We start from the raw sequence: 17,522 nt of genomic DNA, 5'->3' as shown, positions 1-17,522 counted from the left end.
ATTTCCTCCATGAGCTTTCTTCAATTGAATGGCCTGTCCAAGCACTACGGCGATGTAGTGGCCGTGGGACAGTGCGAGCTGTCGGTGGCCAAGGGCGAATTCATCAGCCTGCTGGGGCCCTCGGGCTGCGGCAAGACCACCACGCTGCAGATGATCGCCGGCTTCGTGCAGCCCAGCAGCGGACGCATCCTGCTCGATGGCCGCGACATCACCGACATCAAGCCAAGCCGGCGCGGCCTCGGCATCGTCTTCCAGAACTACGCCTTGTTCCCGCACATGACGGTGGCGCAAAACGTCTCCTTCGGCATGGAGATGCAGGGCCTGGCCAGCGGCGAGCGCAACCGGCGGGTGGCGGAAACGCTGGAGCTGGTGCACCTGGCTGCGCTGGCGCAACGCTATCCCAAAGAGCTCTCCGGTGGCCAGCGCCAACGGGTTGCGCTGGCACGCGCCCTGGCCATCCAGCCACCGGTACTGCTGCTGGATGAACCGATGGGTGCGCTCGATGCCAAGCTGCGCGAAGAAATGCAGATCGAACTGCGCGCCCTGCAGCACCGTGTGGGTGTGACCACCATCATGGTCACGCATGACCAGGCCGAGGCCATGACCCTGTCCGATCGCGTGGTGCTGATGAACAAGGGCTGCATCGAACAGATCGGCCGTCCCTACGACATGTACGAACAACCCAACGGACGGTTTTCCTCGACCTTCCTGGGCAAGGCCAACGTGTTTGCCGGCACCCGCATGCAGGGCCGCGACTGCGTCGAACTCCAGGGTTATCGCCTGCCTGCCTCCGATCTGGCCACCCACGGCGAGGTCGAATACATCGTGCGTCCCGAGAAGCTGGAATTCACCACGCCGGAAACAGCCATGCTGGCCGGGCGCGTGGAGGCACGCGTATTCCTCGGCAATCACTGGCTCTATCAGGTGCAGACCCCGCTGGGCCTGGTGCAGATCAGCCAGTCCAACAGGGGTGCCCCCAGCTCGGCCGAAGGCGATACGGTCAGCCTGCGCTGGGCAGCGGAACATGCGCACGTGGTCCCCCGTGCGGGAGCCGCGCAATGACCGCCCGCAGCAGTGCCCTGCCCTACTGGATGGGCACACCGGCCGCCCTGCTCACGCTGGCCTTCGTGGTGCTGCCGCTGGTGGTGACCTTGTCGCTGAGCTTCTTTCCGTTCGTGGCTGGTGGCGGCACGGGCGATCAGCTCACGCTGACCCACTATCTCGACATCGCCACCGATGACTACTTCCAGAGCATCTTCCTGCGCACCTTCGGGCTGGCGCTGGTGGTCACCCTGATCTGCATTGCCATCGGCGTACCGGAAGCCTATGTGCTGTCGCGCCTGTCGGAAAGATGGCGGGCGGTGTCCATCGTGATCGTACTGGGGCCGCTGCTGATCTCGGTGGTGGTCCGTACCCTGGGCTGGGCCATCCTGCTGGGCAACGAAGGCGTGATCAACAAGGCACTGATGGCGATGGGTCTCATCGAAACGCCGGTCAAGATGCTGTTCACCTTTACCGGCGTGGTGATCGCCCTGGTGCATGTGCTGGTACCGATGATGGTACTGGCCGTCTGGGCCTCGCTGCAGAAGCTCGATCCGGCCACCGAACAGGCTGCCGAATCGCTGGGCGCGGGACTGGGAACCATCATGCTGCGCATCGTCTTCCCGCAGGTGATCCCGGGCGTGCTTTCGGGCGGACTGATCGTGTTTTCGCTGGCGGCCAGCGCCTTCGCCACGCCGGCCATCATCGGCGGACGACGACTGAAAGTGGTACCGACCACCATCTATGACGAATTCCTCGGCAATCTGAACTGGCCACTGGGGGCGGCGCTGTCGGTGGTGCTGCTGGTGATCGTGCTGGCTGTCTCGCTGGGCGTGAACCGCCTGGTGGAGCGCCGCTACAGGCAGGTGTTCCAATGAAGACGCGCGCTCCGCTTCCGCTGTTGCTGTTCCACTTCGCCTTTGCGGCCTTCATGCTGGCTCCGCTGGTGATGGTGGTCTGCGTTTCCTTCACCGACAAGGGCTATATTTCGCTGCCCTTCGATGGCGCCTCGCTGCGCTGGTACGGTGCCATCCTGCGCGAAGACAGTTTCATGACGGCCTTCTATCGCAGCCTGTCGCTGGGCGTCACGGCAGCCACGCTGGCCACCTTGCTGGCGGTGCCGGCCGGCATGGCCATCGCCTGGTATCGCTTCCCCGGACGCGATGCCTTGCTGGGGCTGCTGCTGTCGCCGCTGATGGTGCCCAACATCGTGCTGGGCATCGCACTGCTGCGTTTGCTGACCTTGCTGGGCTCGCCCGGTACCGCTTGGGGCCTCACGGTGGCACACACGGTCATCGTGCTGCCCTACGTACTGCGCCTGGTGGTAGCCGCAGCCACCGGCTTCGACCGCACCATCGCGCAGGCCGCGCAATCGCTGGGTGCATCGGCCTGGACGGTGTTCCGCCGGGTCGAGCTGCCACTCATCATCCCGGGCGTGGCGGGGGGCTGGATCATTGCCTTCATCAACAGTTTCGACGAACTGACCATGTCCATCTTCGTCGCTTCCGCCGGTACCGAGACTTTGCCGGTGAAGATGTACAACCACATCGCCAACACCATCGATCCGCTGCTGGCCTCGGTCTCCACGGTACTCATCGTGCTGACCCTGGTGCTGATGGCGCTGCTGGAACGCTTCTACGGGCTGGACCGGATTCTCTCTGGAAAGACATCATGATTTCAACGGATATCGATACGCTGGTCATCGGCGGCGGCGTGGTGGGCATGTCCATCGCCTACGGCCTCTCCAAAGCCGGCGAACGAGTGCTGGTGCTGGACGAGGGCGACGATGCCTTTCGTGCCGCACGCGGCAATTTCGGCCTGGTCTGGGTGCAGGGCAAGGGCGAAGAACGGCCCGACTATGCGCGCTGGAGCATGGCCTCGGTGCTGCGCTGGTCCTCCTTTGCGCAGGAGCTGACGGCGGCCAACGGCATCGACCTGGAGCTGCAGCAGATCGGCGGCCTGCAATTCTTCCTGGACGAGGACGAACTGCGGGCCTACGTACGGAAGCTGGAAAACCTGCGCGCCGCCGTCGGTGACTACCCCTTCGAGGTCCTCGATCCGGTCGCGCTGAAACAGCTCTCGCCGCACATCGGCCCGGAAGTGGTCGGTGCGGTCTACGGTCCGCGTGACGGCCACGTCAGTCCGCTGCGCCTGTTGCGCTCGCTGGTACAGCGCTTTCACACGCTGGGCGGCATCCTGCGCAATGGCGTGCGCTGCGAGCAGATCGTCCATCGTGCCGACCGCTTCCACGTGCAGGCGGGCGGCAAGGAATACGTCGCCGGCAAGCTGGTGCTGGCGGCCGGGCTGGGCAACCGCACGCTGGGCCCGATGGTCGGCTTGCATGCCCCGGTCGCGCCCAATCGCGGACAGGTGCTGGTGACCGAACGCATGCAGCCCTTCCTGCGCCATCCGTCGGGGCACGTGCGGCAGACCGGCGAGGGCGTGGTGCAGATCGGCGATTCAAAGGAGGACGTCGGATTTGATGACCGCACCTCGATCGATCAGCTGGCCCACATCGCCCATCGCGCGCGCAAATATTTTCCTCTGCTCGACGGGGCCAACGTGGTCCGTACCTGGGGAGCGCTGCGGGTGATGACGCCGGACGGCTTCCCGATCTACGAAGAATCACGTCAATGCCCGGGCGCCTTCCTTGTGACCTGCCACAGCGGCATCACGCTGGCCGCCATGCACGCCGGTCCCCTGGCGGACTGGATCCGGGGTGCGGCCGAGCCAGCCGCCATTTCCACCTTCAAAGCGGAGCGATTCCATGTTCAAGTCCATGCTGACGGCCAGTGAAGACCAGCGCGCCGACATTGCCATCCTGGTCGATGGCAAGACCATCCGGGCACGCGCAGGTGAAAGCCTCGCCACTGCCCTGCTCAATGCGGGCGTCGTCCCCTTGCGGCATACGCCGGTCTCGGGCAGTCCGCGCGCCCCCTTTTGCCTGATGGGGGTGTGCTTCGATTGCCTGGTCGAGGTCGATGGCCGCCAGAACGTGCAATCCTGCATGGTGCAGGTGCATGCAGGGATGCAGGTCCGCCTGCCCGACGGCGCGCGTCACGTGGGAGACCCGGCATGATGGCCCCCACTCACGATCTGATCATCATCGGTGCCGGACCGGCCGGCATGTCCGCCGCGCTGCATGCGGCCGCGCTCGGTCTGAAGACGCTGCTGCTGGATGAGCAGAGCCACCCGGGCGGCCAGATCTATCGCAATGTCACGCAAGTGCCGCCCAAGGTGGCTGCGGTACTGGGCCCGGACTATCGTCATGGACGCAGCCTGGCCGAGCGCCTGCAGCAATGCGGCGTGGACTATCGTCGCGGTGCCCTGGTCTGGGAGATCACCGAGGATCTGGTGGTCACGTTCCAGCAGGATGAGCGTTCCTCACGCGTGCGGGCGCGCCAGATCATTGCCGCTACCGGCGCCATGGAACGGCCTTCGCCGGTGCCGGGCTGGACCTTGCCGGGCGTGCTCAACGCCGGTGCCGCGCAGATCGCGATGAAGACCTCGGCCTCTGTGCCGCAGGGGCCGGTGGTACTGGCCGGTGCGGGCCCGCTGCTGTTGCTGGTGGCTTGCCAGTTGTTGGAGGCGGGGGCCGAAGTCGCGGCCGTGGTGCAGACAGCGCCCCGCGAAAACCTGCGCCGCGCCCTGCGTCATCTGCCCGCAGCGCTGGGCGCGCCGCACTATCTGATCAAGGGTCTGAAGATGCTGTGGCGTTTGCGCCGGGCTGGCGTACCGCTTTATCAAGGTGCCAGCGAGCTGCGCATCGAGGGCGAGCATCAGGTACAGCAGGTGCAGTTCAATATCGGACCACAGCGCCACACGCTGGCGGCCAAGGTCGTTCTGCTGCATCACGGGGTGGTACCCAATACGCAGCTCAGCCGCCAGCTGCGCCTCGATCACCAGTGGGATGCCATCAATCTCTGCTGGACGCCGGTAGTGGACGCAGGCGGCCAGACCTCCCTGCCCGGATTGCGCATTGCCGGCGACGGTGCCGCTATTGCGGGCGCCCGTGCGGCAGAACCGGCGGGCGTCATTGCGGCCGCCCATGCCGCACTGGCCGTGGGCAAAATCGATGCGCCCACGTGCGCCGCCAGCGTGCGGGAAGCACAGGCGGAACGAGACCGGCATCTGCGGATCCGTCCCTTCCTGGACGCCCTCTATCGTCCGCCGCAATGGCTCGCGCAGCCGCCGGACGAGGCCATCGTATGCCGCTGCGAAGAGGTCACGGCCGGACAGATCCGCGAGATGGCACGCCTGGGATGCCAGGGGCCGAACCAGACCAAGTTCTTCAGCCGCTGCGGCATGGGTCCTTGCCAGGGACGCATGTGCGGCCTGACCGTCACGCAGATGCTGGCGCAGGCGTTGCACAAGTCGCCCGAGGAAGTCGGCGCCTATCACATCCGCACGCCGCTCAAACCCATTGCGCTGGCTTCGCTGGCGGCACTGGCCGATACCGAACCGCTGGCCCCGGAATGATCCGGGGCAGCCCCATGGCAGTGACATGATCCATCGTTGACAGGAGAATCGCTTGAGCACCACCGACCACAGCATCGAGAGAAAACACACCAATGCGCGCATGAGCAAGATCGTCCAATATGGCGGCCTGGTCTACCTGTGCGGCCAGACCGCCAATGGCGGACCGCATGCCGAGGCCGACATCGCGACCCAGACCGGCGAAGTCCTGGCCCGGATCGATGCCCTGCTCCAGGAAGCCGGCACCGGCCGGGAGCGCATCCTCTCGACCACCATCTACCTGCGCGACATCGCCGACTTTGCGGCCATGAATGCGGTGTGGGATGCCTGGGTGCCTGCCGGAACCGCGCCGGCCCGTACTACGCTCGAAGCCAGACTGGGCGCATCCAATCTGCTGGTCGAGATGACCGTGATCGCTGCCCGATAAGCAGAAAAAAAAGAAGGGCAGGCAGCCATTGCGGCTGCCTGCCCTTCCGTATTTTTTGCTCAATACTTCACATTGGCAGAGAGGTAGACCGCCCGCCCATCCCCCGGTGCATGCCGGGTCTGGTCGTTGATCCAGACATATTCATAGTAGCGATTGGCCAGGTTCTTGAGCTGCAGTTCCAGGCTCAGCTTGTCGTTGACCTGATAGGTCGCGCTGGCATTGAAGAGCGTATAGCCACCGTACTTGCCGCCGGTATTGGCCGTGGTCAGGTAGTAGCTGCCCTGGCCGTTGACCGAGGCCGACAGCTTCAGGTCCGCCGTGGCCTGGTAATCGATGCCACCGGAATACACCTGGCGCGGCACGTGGTCGATTTCCTTGCCGAGGGTGTTGGGTGCGGTCGGGTCCGGCGTGATGATTTCCGAACGCTGGCGCGAATACGCCAGCCACAGCGTGGTGCGCTTGCCGGCGCGCAGATTGATTTGCAGGTCGACACCCTTGCGCTGCGTGCGTCCCACGTTTTCCGAATCGCCCGTGGGATCGTTCAGGCGTCGCTTGACTTCATCCGAGGCTCGCTGCTCCCACACCGCCACGCGACCATCGAGCCAGTCCACCGGCGTGAACTTGACGCCGGTTTCCCAGCCGTCATTGATGGAAGGACGCAGGTCATTGTTGTTGGACTTGTAGGCCGCCGCGCCCGCGCCGACCTGGAAGGTGCGGCCCCAGTTGGCATACAGGCTGGCCTCGCGGATCGGTGCATAGACCACGCTCAGCTTGGGCTGGCGGATGTAGCCGTAATCCTGGATGCCATAGCTCACCCCGCGCGAGGGATCGTTGAAACGTCCTCCCACATGGTCGACCCGGTAGCCGGGGATGATGCGCAGCGACTCCACCGGCTTGATCACGGCCTGTACATAGGCACCCACCGTATCGAAGACGAAATGATGGTCGCGTGTCTGCGATACGCGTACCTGGTTGACCGTGTTGTAGCGCGGGCTCTGGTCTTCCTGGCGCTCCATGCTGAAGCCGCCTTCCAGTGCCAGGTCGCTCATGCCTTCGAGCGCCTTCCAGCGCGGGCGATAGGTGGCATTGGTCAACAGCCCGTAGTGGGTCTCGTCGATGACGCGCTCCTGCTGCGAGGTCGTGGAGGAATAGCGCAGCCAGCGCTGGTCACGCACACGATTGAGATAGAGCTTGGCACCGACCGAGAGCTGGTCATCGATGTCGCCATCGAAGTGCAGGCTGACCTGGTCCATCTGGCGGTTGCCGCCATCGGACTGGGCATAGGCATAGGACGAAGTCGGGTTGCTGCGCGCATCCTGGGCCGTCAGGTAGCCCGGTTCCTGGGCATAGGCATTGGCATGACGGATGCTCAGGCCGGTGCGATAGCGGCCATCATCGCTGGTGTAGAACCACTTGCCGGAGAAGGCGATGTTCTCGGCCTGCGCATGGTCGCGATAGCCATCCGATTTTTCGTAGCCGACGAAATAATTCTGGGACCAGTTGCCGTTTTCCACGCCCTTGACCACCTGCACCTGGCGCGTGTTGAAGCTGCCGTAGGTCAGGCGCGCCTCGTCGTAGTTGCCGCCCTGGCGGGTGACGATGTTGACGTTGCCGGCGATGTTGTGCAGGCCGTAGCGCGCATCGTTGGTGCCGCGTACAACCTCAATGCGGGCGATATCGAGCGGGAACAGCGTGCCCAGGAAGGGCATGCCGCCCGCATTGTCATTGCTGGGGATGCCGTCGATGAGCAGCTTGACCGCATTGACCTCGCCCTCGCCATTGAAGCCACGGAAGGACAGCTTGCCCGATTCATTGCCCTGGCGGAACTGGGTCAGCATCACGCCGGGCGACTGCGCGAACAGCTCCCAGTTGTATTGCACCTGCTGTTGCTGGATGCGGTCGGCCCCGATCAGGTCCACCGAGGTCAGCACGTTGTTGAGTTGCAGCGGACCACTGCGGCGTGCGCTCACTTCCACGGTACCGAGCGTCAGTGAAGAATCCTCAGCGGCGCTGGCCGATTGCGCCAGCGCCCAAGGTGCGGCCCCCAGGGCCAGCAGGCCGGACAGGGCGGTGAGTTTGAACACGGGTCGTGCGCGATGCTGCGGCCCGGGCCGGCGGGCGGAGTGAGTCGTCATTGGTCTTGTATTGGTATTGGTATAGGCAGAGCATGCGGCCTCCCCCGGCAGCTGCGCTGCCGTCCCCTGGATGCCGCATGGAAAATCAGGAGCGGCAAGCATAATCTGGTATGACCACTTGTTGAATGTGGCAATTTGTCGCAGGGGCTTGCTACCATGCGAGATCTCTTCCTGCTGATCCTGCGCGCATGAAAAAACCGGACCTCCGTACCCTCGACCTGAACCTGCTCAAGGCACTGGCCGCCCTGCTCGATGAACGCAACGTCACGCGTGCCGCAGCGCGGCTGGGCGTGAGCCAGCCGGCCATGAGCGGCATCCTCACGCGGCTGCGCGAGAATTTCGATGACCCCCTGTTTGCCCGCAGCCAGCGCGGCATCGTGCCCACGCCACGGGCGCTGGAACTGGCGCAACCGGTGCAACGCGTACTGCGCGACATCGATGGCCTGCTGCATCCGCCGGTGTTCGACCCGGCCACGGCCCATCTGGATTTCACCATCGCCGCCACCGACTATGCCTTGCGCGCGGTCGCCCTGCCCTTCCTGACGGCGCTCAAGCAGCATGCCCCGTTCATCCGCGTGGCACTGGCGTCGATGGAAGATGCACCGCTGCAGGAGCGGCTGGAGCGCGGCGAGATCGACCTGGCACTGACCACGCCGCAGGATACGCCGCCGGGCCTGCATGCGCGGCGGCTGTTCGACGAGCATTACGTCTGCGCGATGCGTGAGGATCATCCGGTGGTGCGGGGACAGCGGCTCTCGCTCAAGCAGTTCTGCGCGCTGGATCATGCGCTGGTGTCGTATGCGGGCGATCCCTTCCATGGCGTCACCGATGAAGCATTGGCACAGCGCGGCCTGCAGCGGCGCGTGAGCCTGTCAGTGAAGCGCTTCCTGGTGTTGCCGGAAATCTTGCGCAGCACCGACCTGGTGGCCGTGGTGCCGTCCCGGCTGGTGGCCGGGGTGGAGGGCCTGAAGCTGTTGCCGCCGCCGCTGGAGATCACCGGCTTCACCAAGACAGCGGCGTGGCACGAGCGCACGCATCGCGATCCAGCGCAGCGCTGGCTGCGGCAACTGCTGTTTGCCACGGCCGGGCTGGTGCCTCTGCGCTGATCCTTAGCGCAGCGCAACGGCCTCAGCCGCTGCCCGCGCCAGGCCGGTGATCCATTCCTGATGGGCATTGAGCATGGGATTGGGCAAGGTGGCTGCCAGCTCGCGCGCGGGCTGGCCGTTCTGGGTCTCCTGTGTGAGGATGCGCACGCGGCCGCCCTCCAGGTCTTCGAACAGCCAGGCGTGGTGGACATCCAGACGCTGCGCGGCATCGCCTTCGACCCAGCCGTGCCAGGCGATGCGAGCGGCCTGGCCAGGCTGGGGCGGCAGGTATTCGGTCACTTCCGCTTCGACCGCAAAGCCGAAGGTGGTAAAGCGGAAGCGTGCACCCGCCGACAGCAGCGGACCGCTGCCATCATGGAAGCGGATCTCGCTGGCATTGCCGTAATAGCCGGCCCAGGCGCGCGTGTCGTTGAGCAGCGGCCACACCTGGGGCGCCGAGAGACCGGCGATGATCACTTCATTGGAAACGTAGTTGTCGGTGGTGCCGGGCAGATAGCCGGCCGGCCAGATGATGGCGGCTTGAGTGGTGATGGCAGACATGATTTTCCTTGGCGGATTGTTGGACAGGTCTGCATGATGCGGACCGTCCAGTTATTACGCCAATCCTGAAAAACGATGATGGATATCGGGAAAACTGATATCTGGATCAGGGCACGGGCCTGAGGTTCAGGCGCGGCCGCGTGCGAATTGCGCCGCCACCTCGGCCACGCGCTTGCCCAGATAGGCAGCCGTGGCCAGGTCACTGGCACCGGGCGTGACCTCGGCGGGGGCATCGTCCGATTGCGCCATCGCTCCCAGCCAGCCACCGATGCGATTGAGTTCATCACCGCTCTTGCCGGGGAAGAGATCGACACCGGTCCAGAGCATGCCGTGCTGGGCGGCGAACAGCGCCAGGGTCACCAGGGAATTGAGCTTGTCGCCGTGCAGCGCGCCGGAATTGGTGAAACCGGCCGCGACCTTGTTGCGCCAGGTCTGCGGGATCCACGCCTGGCGGGTCGAGTCTTCCATGAACTGCTTGAAGCGCGCCGAGATGGTGCCGTTATAGGTCGGCGAGCCGAAGATGATGGCGTCGCTGGCGGCAATGGCAGCCCAGTCCACGCTGCCGGCGGCGAGCGGCACCAGGGTGGCGTGAGCCCCTGCGACTTCCTCCACGCCGCGCGCCACGGACTGGGCGAGTTTTTCGGTATGGCCGTAGCCGCTGTCAGAGACGATGCTGATGTTCATGTTTTCTCCTGTGGATAAATCAAACTGTTCGGGACCGGGGAATGACGTAACAGGCTCATTCTGCGCAAATGGATTACATGACGGCAGCAGTGCAATCCTTTAGGATTTATCAAGATGAACTTATCAATCCATTTTTCGGAGAGCAACGGCCATGGATACGTCGCAACGGGTACGCGCCATCATTTCCTTCGTGCAGGCCGCCGATAGCGGCAGCTTCGCCGGTGCCGGGCGGACACTGGGCATCTCCTCAGCTGCGGTGAGCCAGAATGTGGCCGGGCTGGAGACTGCGCTGGGCGTGCGTCTGATGAACCGCACGACGCGCAGCCTGAACCTGACCGAGGAAGGCAGTGCCTTCCTGCGTCAGGCACGCATTGCGCTCGATGCACTGGAACAGGCAACCGATGACGTGGTGGCGGCACGCGCGACACCGACCGGACGCGTGCGCATCTCCACCAGTGCGGCCTTCGGCCGCGAACAATTGCTGCCGCTGCTGCCCGGCCTGAGCCAGCGCTATCCGGCCTTGTCGGTGGAAGTGGATTTCGATGACCGCCTCAGCGAGCTGGTGCAGGACGGCTATGACCTGGCGATCCGGGGCGGACGTATCGCCGATTCGTCGCTGGTCTCGCGCAGCATCTGCAAACTGAACCTGGCGCTGGTCGCCAGTCCCGCCTATCTGGAGGCCCGCGGCACACCGCGCCGCCCGCAGGATCTGCACAAGCACAGCCTGATCACGCGCAAGTTTCTGGGCGGCAAGGTGTCACCCTGGAATTTCCAGGGCAGCGACGGCAGCATCATGACCTGGAATACCGAACACGCACTGCTGACCTTGTCCTCGCCCGAAGCGCTGGTCCAGGCGGCCCTGGCCGGCATGGGTATCGCCGAAGTCGGGGTGCATCACGCGTGGCACTATCTGCAACGCGGGCGATTGAAGGTGCTGCTCTTGCGCAGCCATCATCCGGGCAACTACGAGATGTGCCTGCAATACCCGCACCGGGCGCTGATCGCGCCGCGCGTGCGGGTGGCGGTGGATTACCTGCTGGAAGGCTTCGCCGCCAGCGAGGAACTGCACGTGCCGCTGGCCGCCTTGCGCAAGTACGCGGCCTGATTGCGGCAGCGATTCATTCCTGCTCGATCAGGGCCATATACGGTCCTGGCTGGCGCAGGACCGCGATGTCTCCGGTGATGTGGCCCAGCTTGACCAATCCCTTCGAGTAAGCGAAGTCCTTGTAGAACAGGGCGATATTGCCCCAGGGCGAATAGAAGGCGATGTCCCCGCTGCGCGGGGTATAGCCCTCAGGCTCGCCGCGCGTGGCCAGCTTGCGCGACAGCTGGGCGATCTTCTCGGTCTGGTTGTAGTCGGACAGCTCCAGCGTCAGCGGCAACAGGGCGGCGAAGTCGCGGGCGGCCGGGCCGGGTTCGAGACGCGCGGTCAGGACTGTGTCGGCGATGGTGATGCGCAGGGTCATGGGCAGGCTCTTGGCAGGGGGAAGGGTCTGCGCCGCTGCCGTCATCGGGCAGAGGCTCATCGCGCCGGCCATCAGCACGGCAACTACGGTCAGGCGCGGCAGGAAAGAGAAAGACATGGGCAATCCGGAGGCAATCGATCTGGCCTGATTGTCGCTGCATCATCGGTTCGTGATTAGTCCCGCCGGCCTGAATGCGGTCATCAGTCCAGCTTATGAATCAGGCGCCCTGTCATCACCCCGGCTGACGTGGCCGGTTTTCGTAGCGCAGGGCATTGACCACCAGCGAGAACGCGGGCGAAGGCTGGCGGCGGCTGGGATAGTAGAGGTGATAGCCCTCGAAGACCGGACACCAGTCCTCCAGCACCCGCACCAGCTGGCCGCTCTCCAGATAGGATTGAAGGTCGTCTTCGGGCAGCAGGACCACGCCCAGCCCGGCCAAGGCCGCATCGATCTGCGGCGGCACGGTGTTGAAGATGAGCGAACCGTCGACACGCACGTTGATCTTTTCGCCGTCCTTTTCAAAGTCCCATACGTAAAGCCCGCCCGAGGACGGCATGCGCTGGTTGATGCAATCCTGGGCCATCAGGTCGTTCGGTTGCAGCGGCACCGGATAGCGTGTGAAGTACTCGGGCGAGGCCGCCACCACCATGCGCAGCGGCGGGCCGATGGGCACCGCGATCATGTCGCGGTCGATGGTCTTGCCCCAGCGCACGCCGGCATCGAAGCGGTCGGCCACGATGTCGCGCAGGGCGTAGCTCATGTCGAATTCCAGCTTGATGTCGGGATATTGCTGCAACAGCGGGGCCAGCTTGGGCAGCAGCACGCGCTGGATCATGCCGTCGCCGCAGGTGATGCGCACGGTGCCACCAGGTTTTTCGCGCAGTGCAGTGAGGGCATCGAGCTCGGCCTCGATCTCGTCGAAGCGGTTGCCGATGGACTGGATCAGGCGCTCGCCAGCGGGCGTGAGCGAGATGCTGCGCGTGGTGCGGGTCAGCAGGCGGATCTGCAGGCGCTCTTCGAGGCCGCGGATGGCTTGCGACAGCGCCGATTGCGTCACGCCAAGCGTGGCGGCGGCACGCGTGAAACTGCCCTCGCGCGCCACGGTCACGAAACCCAGCAAGTCATTGAGATTGCGTTTGATCATGCAGCCACCCTTCCTGTGGTGAGCAATAAAGCCGGATCAGCCGGAGGCCGCGCCTGTGAAACTCGGGGTCGGTACCGAAGGGGGACGGGATTCATTGATTAGTTTTTCTAATAGGGTAATTAAGGATTGATTACCTAGTCAATACGGCGCACGCGCGCGACACTGATTGCCTTCACATTCTCCACGGCAAGCGCTGCGACCCGTGCATGCTGGTTTTCGGCGTGCTGCGGCGGGCACAGTCTTGCCCGACATCATCATGAGCAGTTCCTCTTGCACCACCTCTTCACTGCAGGCCACCGACACCCCGGTACAGGCGCACTGGGGCGGCGTCTTCGCGATGACGCTCACGGCCTTTGCCCTGGTCGCTTCCGAATTCATGCCGGTAAGCCTGTTGACGCCCATCGCACAGGATCTGGGCGTGAGCGAAGGCCTGGCCGGGCAAGCGATCTCGGTCTCTGGCGCCTTCGCCGTGCTCACCAGCCTGAGCATTGCGCGCCTGGTCGGGCAGCTGCCACGCAAGACGCTGCTGTTGTGGCTGACGGCGCTGATGCTGATCTCCGGCCCGGTCATTGCGCTGGCCCCCAACTATCCGGTCTACATGGCCGGGCGCGTACTGATCGGCATCGCCATCGGCGGCTTCTGGTCGATGTCGGCCGCCGCCGCCATCCGCCTGGTGCCGCCGCAGGACGTGGCGCGTGCACTGGCCGTCTTCAATGGCGGCAATGCCCTGGCTACCGTCGTGGCCGCCCCGCTGGGCAGTTACCTGGGCGCACTCATCGGCTGGCGTGGCGCCTTCCTGTGCCTGGCACCGGTGGCCTTGCTGGCGCTGCTGTGGCAGGCGCTCAGCCTGCCGGCCATGCGTCCGGCCGCGCGCCACACCGCGCCCACGCATCCGCTGGCCCTGCTCGCCACGCCGCTGGTGGCACTGGGCATGGCGGGCGTGAGCCTGCTCTTCATGGGGCAGTTCACGCTCTTCACCTATCTGCGCCCCTTCCTCGAAAGCGAAACGCGGGTGCAGGTGCAAACCCTGTCGCTGATCCTGCTGGCCATCGGCGTGGCCGGATTCATCGGTACTACGCTCATCGGACGGCTGCTGCGCCGTTCGTTCTACGGCACGCTGGTCTTCATCCCGCTGCTGATGGCCGTCATCGCCCTGGCGCTGGTGGCCTGCGGCCATCACGTGCTGCCGGTCAGCTTGCTGCTGGCGCTGTGGGGTCTGGTCGCCACGGCCGCACCGGTGGGCTGGTGGTCGTGGGTGGCGCGCACCCTGCCGCACGATGCCGAAGCCGGCGGCGGGCTGATGGTGGCGCTGGTGCAATTGGCCATCGGCCTGGGGTCCACCCTGGGCGGACTGCTGTTTGACCACGGCGGCCATCACATCACTTTCTTTGCCAGCGCAGGCGTGCTGCTGGCCGCAGCCTTGCTGGCAGCGCTCACGGCCCGCCAGGATCGCCGGCCTTCTTCCAACGAAAGGACATCTCCATGAAGATCATTCGCAACGGCAGCACCCCATCGGCCAAGGGACCGGCCTCCTTCTTCACCGGCCATGTGCGCATCGACAGTTTCTTCCAGGGTGAAGAACCGGCGCGCGCGGGCGGTGCCATCGTCACCTTCGAACCCGGTGCGCGCACGGTGTGGCACACCCATCCGCTGGGCCAGACCCTGATCGTGACGCAAGGCGTCGGCTGGACCCAATGCGAAGGCGGCCCGCGCACCGAGATCCGCGCCGGCGACGTCGTCTGGTGTCCGTGCCAGCGCCGTCACTGGCACGGTGCCACCGACACCACCGCCATGACGCACGTGGCCATCACCGAACTGCTTGATGGCAAGAACGTGGAGTGGATGGAGCCGGTCACCGATGCGCAGTATCTCGATGGTGAAGTCGTCAGGGACTGAGGCTTCCCCCCACTTCGCTCAGTAATCAAAAAATCGGGCGGACACCTTGTGGGTGCCCGCCCGATTTCGTTCACTACGATGTCAGGTCAGCCGTTGGCCCTCAGGCCGCCATGCTGGCGTTGTCGATCACGAAGCGATACTTGATGTCGCCCTTGAGCATACGCTCATAGGCGGTGTTGATTTCTTCGGCGCGGATCAGCTCGATATCGGCCACGATGTTGTGCTTGGCGCAGAAGTCCAGCATCTCCTGGGTTTCGGGGATGCCGCCGATCAACGAACCCGCCAGCGAACGGCGCTTCATGATGAGGCTGAAGACATTCGGCGACGGATGCGGCATGGCTGGTGCGCCGACCAGGGTCATGGTGCCTTCACGCTTCAGCAGCGAGAGGAAGGCATCGAGGTCGTGCGGTGCCGCCACGGTGTTGAGGATGAAGTCGAAGCTCTTGGCATGCGCGGCCATCTCTTCGGCATTGCGCGAGACCACCACTTCATCGGCACCCAGGGCCTTGGCATCGGCACGCTTGGAATCCGAGGTGGTGAAGGCCACCACGTGCGCACCCATGGCGTGCGCAATCTTGATGCCCATGTGGCCGAGGCCGCCGATGCCGACCACACCGACCTTCTTGCCGGGACCGGCACCCCAGTGGCGCAGCGGCGAATAGGTGGTGATGCCGGCGCACAGCAGCGGGGCCACGGCGGCCAGGTCGGCTTCCGGATGGCGGACCGTCAGCACGTAGCGCTCGTGCACCACGATCTGCTGCGAGTAGCCACCCATGGTCCAGCCGGGCGCGTCATCGGTCTTGCCGTTGTAGGTGCCGACCATGTTGTCGCAATAGTTTTCCAGGCCTTCTTCGCAATCAGGGCAAGTCTGGCAGCTGTCGACGATACAGCCCACGCCGACCAGGTCACCGACCTTGAATTTGCTGACGTGGTTGCCGACGGCGGCGACACGGCCCACGATCTCGTGACCGGGGACACAGGGGTATTGGGTGCCGGCCCATTCGGAACGGACCTGGTGCAGGTCGGAGTGGCAGATGCCGCAATAGGCGATGTCGATCTGCACATCGTGCGGTCCGGTGGCGCGGCGGGTGATTTCCAGATGTTCGAGTGGCTTGTCGGCGGCGTGTGCGCCATAAGCGTGGACTGGCATGGGGATCTCCTCAGTAAACGAGCCAATAAGCTGGCGTTGAGAAAGAACAGGTCAGGGGTGGGCAACCTGTCTTGAAAATGGATGATTGTGGCGTCCGACAATGCGCGAAGACAGACCTATTTCGCGATGATTCTTGCCTAAAATTCCGAGACCATCGCGAAGACAAGCGCGTCATTCCCGCGACATCCGCTTCCGTGTGCCCCGGCAACACGGCGCTCGCACACACTGCGTGCGAGCTTGCAGATTCTGCCTCATCATTGGTACCGGGATTAGCCGGACCGGGCTTAATTGGTCTATAAGCCCGGCTAATTAGTTCCTGTGCCGATGTCATGGCAGACTGGACCTCCGATCGAACGTAAACTGATGCCGCAATGAACGATACTTCCGACCTCAAGGTCTTGCGCGCCCTGCGCGAATGGCGGCGCAATGGGCGCAGCGCGCTGCTGGCCACCGTGGTCTCGACCTGGGGCTCATCGCCGCGTCCGGTCGGCTCGCAACTGGCCATCCGCGACGATGGCCGGCTCATCGGTTCTGTCTCCGGCGGCTGCATCGAGGACGACCTGCTGTTCCAGTACCTGCGCCAGCGCCCCGCCACATGGGGCCAGGCAGGATCACCGCAACAGGTGCGCTACGGCATCGATGCCGATGAAGCGCATCGCTTCGGCCTGCCCTGCGGCGGTACGCTGGCGCTGCTGCTCGAATTCGATCCCCCGGCGGGCATGCTGGACGAACTGGTGAGTACGCTGGAACGTGGCCAGCTGGTCTGTCGCCGCATCGATTGCCACGATGGCAGCAGCCGCATCGAGGTCAGCGAGTCACCGGCCGAACTGCTGTTCGATGGCAATACGCTGCGCCATACCATGGGGCCGGATTACCGGATGCTGTTGATCGGTGCCGGCATGCTGGCCGAATACCTGGCGACGATGGCGCTCTTCAACGGCTTTGCGGTGACCATCTGCGATCCGCGTTCGGAATACCTGGGCAGCTGGTCGGTGGAGGGCGTGCGCATCGTCACCGACATGCCCGATGATGCGGTGCTGGATTTCCGTCCCGATCAGCGCAGCTGCGTCATCGCCCTCACCCACGATCCCAAGCTGGATGACCTGGCACTGCTGGAAGCGGTGGCCAGTCCCGCCTTCTATGTCGGTGCCATCGGTTCGCGCCGCAATAGTGCCGCGCGCAAGGACCGCTTGATCACCCACTTCGAGCAGACCGAAGAAAGCCTGGCGCGCCTGCGCGGGCCGATCGGGCTCTATATCGGCAGCAAGACGCCTTCCGAGATCGCGGTGAGCGTGATGGCCGAGGTGCTGGCCGTCAAGAATGGCGTGGCCTTGACGCCGGTGCATTCGGTGGCGGCGATGAAGACGGCCGGTACTGCGTTCTAAGTTTTCATCCTCCGCGCCAGCTTTTCCTCTTTCCTCCCGTCATGAAAAAAGGACCGCTGCCTGCAAAGGTCA

The 17,522-nt window shown here is 64.5% G+C and carries 18 protein-coding genes; 12 read left to right on the top strand and 6 right to left on the bottom strand.

Annotated elements, in window-relative coordinates; all coding sequences use genetic code 11:
• The first annotated feature begins 9 nt into the window (after positions 1–9).
• The 7 genes from ACWHXP_RS22410 to ACWHXP_RS22380 are packed head-to-tail and all read left to right on the top strand — an operon-like array spanning position 10 to position 5,944.
• Positions 10–1,062 carry an ABC transporter ATP-binding protein gene (locus ACWHXP_RS22410; RefSeq protein WP_209533932.1) on the top strand — a complete coding sequence of 351 codons (1,053 nt, stop codon included), beginning with the start codon at positions 10–12 and terminating at the stop codon, positions 1,060–1,062.
• On the top strand, positions 1,059–1,919 hold the full coding sequence (locus ACWHXP_RS22405; protein ID WP_220407226.1) for an ABC transporter permease: 861 nt from the start codon (positions 1,059–1,061) through the stop codon (positions 1,917–1,919). Before ACWHXP_RS22410 ends, ACWHXP_RS22405 begins: the two co-directional genes overlap by 4 nt.
• The gene (locus tag ACWHXP_RS22400) at positions 1,916–2,716 is read left to right on the top strand and encodes an ABC transporter permease (RefSeq protein WP_034334763.1); all 801 of its coding nucleotides are present in this window, start codon (positions 1,916–1,918) and stop codon (positions 2,714–2,716) included. Before ACWHXP_RS22405 ends, ACWHXP_RS22400 begins: the two co-directional genes overlap by 4 nt.
• The gene (locus tag ACWHXP_RS22395; RefSeq protein WP_121040959.1) at positions 2,713–3,837 is read left to right on the top strand and encodes an NAD(P)/FAD-dependent oxidoreductase; all 1,125 of its coding nucleotides are present in this window, start codon (positions 2,713–2,715) and stop codon (positions 3,835–3,837) included. The genes ACWHXP_RS22400 and ACWHXP_RS22395 overlap by 4 nt, the downstream gene beginning before the upstream one ends.
• Positions 3,809–4,120: a (2Fe-2S)-binding protein gene (locus ACWHXP_RS22390; RefSeq protein WP_121041360.1), complete on the top strand. Its 312-nt coding sequence runs from the start codon at positions 3,809–3,811 to the stop codon at positions 4,118–4,120. The genes ACWHXP_RS22395 and ACWHXP_RS22390 overlap by 29 nt, the downstream gene beginning before the upstream one ends.
• A complete protein-coding gene (locus tag ACWHXP_RS22385) occupies positions 4,117–5,520 on the top strand; it encodes an FAD-dependent oxidoreductase (RefSeq protein ID WP_489635015.1) in 1,404 nt (467 codons plus the stop codon). The genes ACWHXP_RS22390 and ACWHXP_RS22385 overlap by 4 nt, the downstream gene beginning before the upstream one ends.
• Before the next feature lie 52 nt (positions 5,521–5,572).
• Positions 5,573–5,944, top strand: coding sequence for a RidA family protein (locus tag ACWHXP_RS22380; protein WP_083859679.1), 372 nt, complete (start codon positions 5,573–5,575; stop codon positions 5,942–5,944).
• A gap of 59 nt (positions 5,945–6,003) precedes the next feature.
• Here the strand turns inward: ACWHXP_RS22380 and ACWHXP_RS22375 are convergent, their stop codons facing one another.
• Positions 6,004–8,079, bottom strand: coding sequence for a TonB-dependent receptor (locus ACWHXP_RS22375; protein ID WP_489637751.1), 2,076 nt, complete (start codon positions 8,077–8,079; stop codon positions 6,004–6,006).
• Positions 8,080–8,267: 188 nt separating this feature from the next.
• On the opposite strand from ACWHXP_RS22375, the gene ACWHXP_RS22370 reads away from it, so the two are divergent.
• Positions 8,268–9,185: a LysR substrate-binding domain-containing protein gene (locus ACWHXP_RS22370; RefSeq protein ID WP_121040963.1), complete on the top strand. Its 918-nt coding sequence runs from the start codon at positions 8,268–8,270 to the stop codon at positions 9,183–9,185.
• A 3-nt stretch (positions 9,186–9,188) separates the two neighbouring features.
• On the opposite strand, the gene ACWHXP_RS22365 is transcribed toward ACWHXP_RS22370, so the two are convergent.
• Both ACWHXP_RS22365 and ACWHXP_RS22360 read right to left on the bottom strand, forming a co-directional pair.
• On the bottom strand, positions 9,189–9,725 hold the full coding sequence (locus ACWHXP_RS22365; RefSeq protein ID WP_489624067.1) for an SRPBCC domain-containing protein: 537 nt from the start codon (positions 9,723–9,725) through the stop codon (positions 9,189–9,191).
• Positions 9,726–9,851: 126 nt separating this feature from the next.
• Entirely contained in the window at positions 9,852–10,409 is a 558-nt protein-coding gene (locus ACWHXP_RS22360; protein ID WP_489624068.1) for a flavodoxin family protein, read from the bottom strand.
• A gap of 151 nt (positions 10,410–10,560) precedes the next feature.
• Between ACWHXP_RS22360 and ACWHXP_RS22355 the strand changes: the two genes are divergently transcribed.
• Positions 10,561–11,514, top strand: a complete 954-nt coding sequence (locus tag ACWHXP_RS22355) for a LysR family transcriptional regulator (protein WP_489624069.1) — start codon at positions 10,561–10,563, stop codon at positions 11,512–11,514.
• A 13-nt stretch (positions 11,515–11,527) separates the two neighbouring features.
• On the opposite strand, the gene ACWHXP_RS22350 is transcribed toward ACWHXP_RS22355, so the two are convergent.
• Entirely contained in the window at positions 11,528–11,992 is a 465-nt protein-coding gene (locus ACWHXP_RS22350; RefSeq protein WP_489624070.1) for a cyclophilin-like fold protein, read from the bottom strand.
• A 115-nt stretch (positions 11,993–12,107) separates the two neighbouring features.
• On the bottom strand, positions 12,108–13,019 hold the full coding sequence (locus tag ACWHXP_RS22345; protein ID WP_489635016.1) for a LysR family transcriptional regulator: 912 nt from the start codon (positions 13,017–13,019) through the stop codon (positions 12,108–12,110).
• A 256-nt stretch (positions 13,020–13,275) separates the two neighbouring features.
• Here ACWHXP_RS22345 and ACWHXP_RS22340 point away from each other — a divergent pair, with 256 nt between their 5' ends.
• Complete coding sequence (locus ACWHXP_RS22340) at positions 13,276–14,505, top strand: MFS transporter (RefSeq protein WP_489624072.1); 1,230 nt, start codon at positions 13,276–13,278, stop codon at positions 14,503–14,505.
• Entirely contained in the window at positions 14,502–14,915 is a 414-nt protein-coding gene (locus ACWHXP_RS22335) for a (R)-mandelonitrile lyase (protein WP_489635017.1), read from the top strand. The genes ACWHXP_RS22340 and ACWHXP_RS22335 overlap by 4 nt, the downstream gene beginning before the upstream one ends.
• Before the next feature lie 100 nt (positions 14,916–15,015).
• On the opposite strand, the gene ACWHXP_RS22330 is transcribed toward ACWHXP_RS22335, so the two are convergent.
• Positions 15,016–16,065, bottom strand: coding sequence for an NAD(P)-dependent alcohol dehydrogenase (locus ACWHXP_RS22330; RefSeq protein ID WP_489635018.1), 1,050 nt, complete (start codon positions 16,063–16,065; stop codon positions 15,016–15,018).
• A 371-nt stretch (positions 16,066–16,436) separates the two neighbouring features.
• Here ACWHXP_RS22330 and ACWHXP_RS22325 point away from each other — a divergent pair, with 371 nt between their 5' ends.
• Positions 16,437–17,450, top strand: coding sequence for an XdhC family protein (locus ACWHXP_RS22325; RefSeq protein ID WP_489635019.1), 1,014 nt, complete (start codon positions 16,437–16,439; stop codon positions 17,448–17,450).
• Positions 17,451–17,522 lie beyond the last annotated feature (72 nt).

It is taken from the genome of Herbaspirillum sp. Her2 (assembly GCF_057961375.1).
This window is presented reverse-complemented; position numbering and strand designations above follow the sequence as displayed.

Bases quoted from the DNA above. Each gene is read 5' to 3' on its own strand.
- ACWHXP_RS22355 (WP_489624069.1), top strand. From the start codon at position 10,561: ATGGATACGTCGCAACGGGTACGCGCCATCATTTCCTTCGTGCAGGCC.
- ACWHXP_RS22360 (WP_489624068.1), bottom strand. From the start codon at position 10,409: ATGAACATCAGCATCGTCTCTGACAGCGGCTACGGCCATACCGAAAAA.
- ACWHXP_RS22370 (WP_121040963.1), top strand. From the start codon at position 8,268: ATGAAAAAACCGGACCTCCGTACCCTCGACCTGAACCTGCTCAAGGCA.
- ACWHXP_RS22405 (WP_220407226.1), top strand. From the start codon at position 1,059: ATGACCGCCCGCAGCAGTGCCCTGCCCTACTGGATGGGCACACCGGCC.
- ACWHXP_RS22350 (WP_489624070.1), bottom strand. From the start codon at position 11,992: ATGTCTTTCTCTTTCCTGCCGCGCCTGACCGTAGTTGCCGTGCTGATG.
- ACWHXP_RS22390 (WP_121041360.1), top strand. From the start codon at position 3,809: ATGTTCAAGTCCATGCTGACGGCCAGTGAAGACCAGCGCGCCGACATT.
- ACWHXP_RS22335 (WP_489635017.1), top strand. From the start codon at position 14,502: ATGAAGATCATTCGCAACGGCAGCACCCCATCGGCCAAGGGACCGGCC.
- ACWHXP_RS22365 (WP_489624067.1), bottom strand. From the start codon at position 9,725: ATGTCTGCCATCACCACTCAAGCCGCCATCATCTGGCCGGCCGGCTAT.
- ACWHXP_RS22400 (WP_034334763.1), top strand. From the start codon at position 1,916: ATGAAGACGCGCGCTCCGCTTCCGCTGTTGCTGTTCCACTTCGCCTTT.
- ACWHXP_RS22345 (WP_489635016.1), bottom strand. From the start codon at position 13,019: ATGATCAAACGCAATCTCAATGACTTGCTGGGTTTCGTGACCGTGGCG.
- ACWHXP_RS22340 (WP_489624072.1), top strand. From the start codon at position 13,276: ATGAGCAGTTCCTCTTGCACCACCTCTTCACTGCAGGCCACCGACACC.
- ACWHXP_RS22385 (WP_489635015.1), top strand. From the start codon at position 4,117: ATGATGGCCCCCACTCACGATCTGATCATCATCGGTGCCGGACCGGCC.
- ACWHXP_RS22330 (WP_489635018.1), bottom strand. From the start codon at position 16,065: ATGCCAGTCCACGCTTATGGCGCACACGCCGCCGACAAGCCACTCGAA.
- ACWHXP_RS22375 (WP_489637751.1), bottom strand. From the start codon at position 8,079: ATGACGACTCACTCCGCCCGCCGGCCCGGGCCGCAGCATCGCGCACGA.
- ACWHXP_RS22410 (WP_209533932.1), top strand. From the start codon at position 10: ATGAGCTTTCTTCAATTGAATGGCCTGTCCAAGCACTACGGCGATGTA.
- ACWHXP_RS22395 (WP_121040959.1), top strand. From the start codon at position 2,713: ATGATTTCAACGGATATCGATACGCTGGTCATCGGCGGCGGCGTGGTG.
- ACWHXP_RS22325 (WP_489635019.1), top strand. From the start codon at position 16,437: ATGAACGATACTTCCGACCTCAAGGTCTTGCGCGCCCTGCGCGAATGG.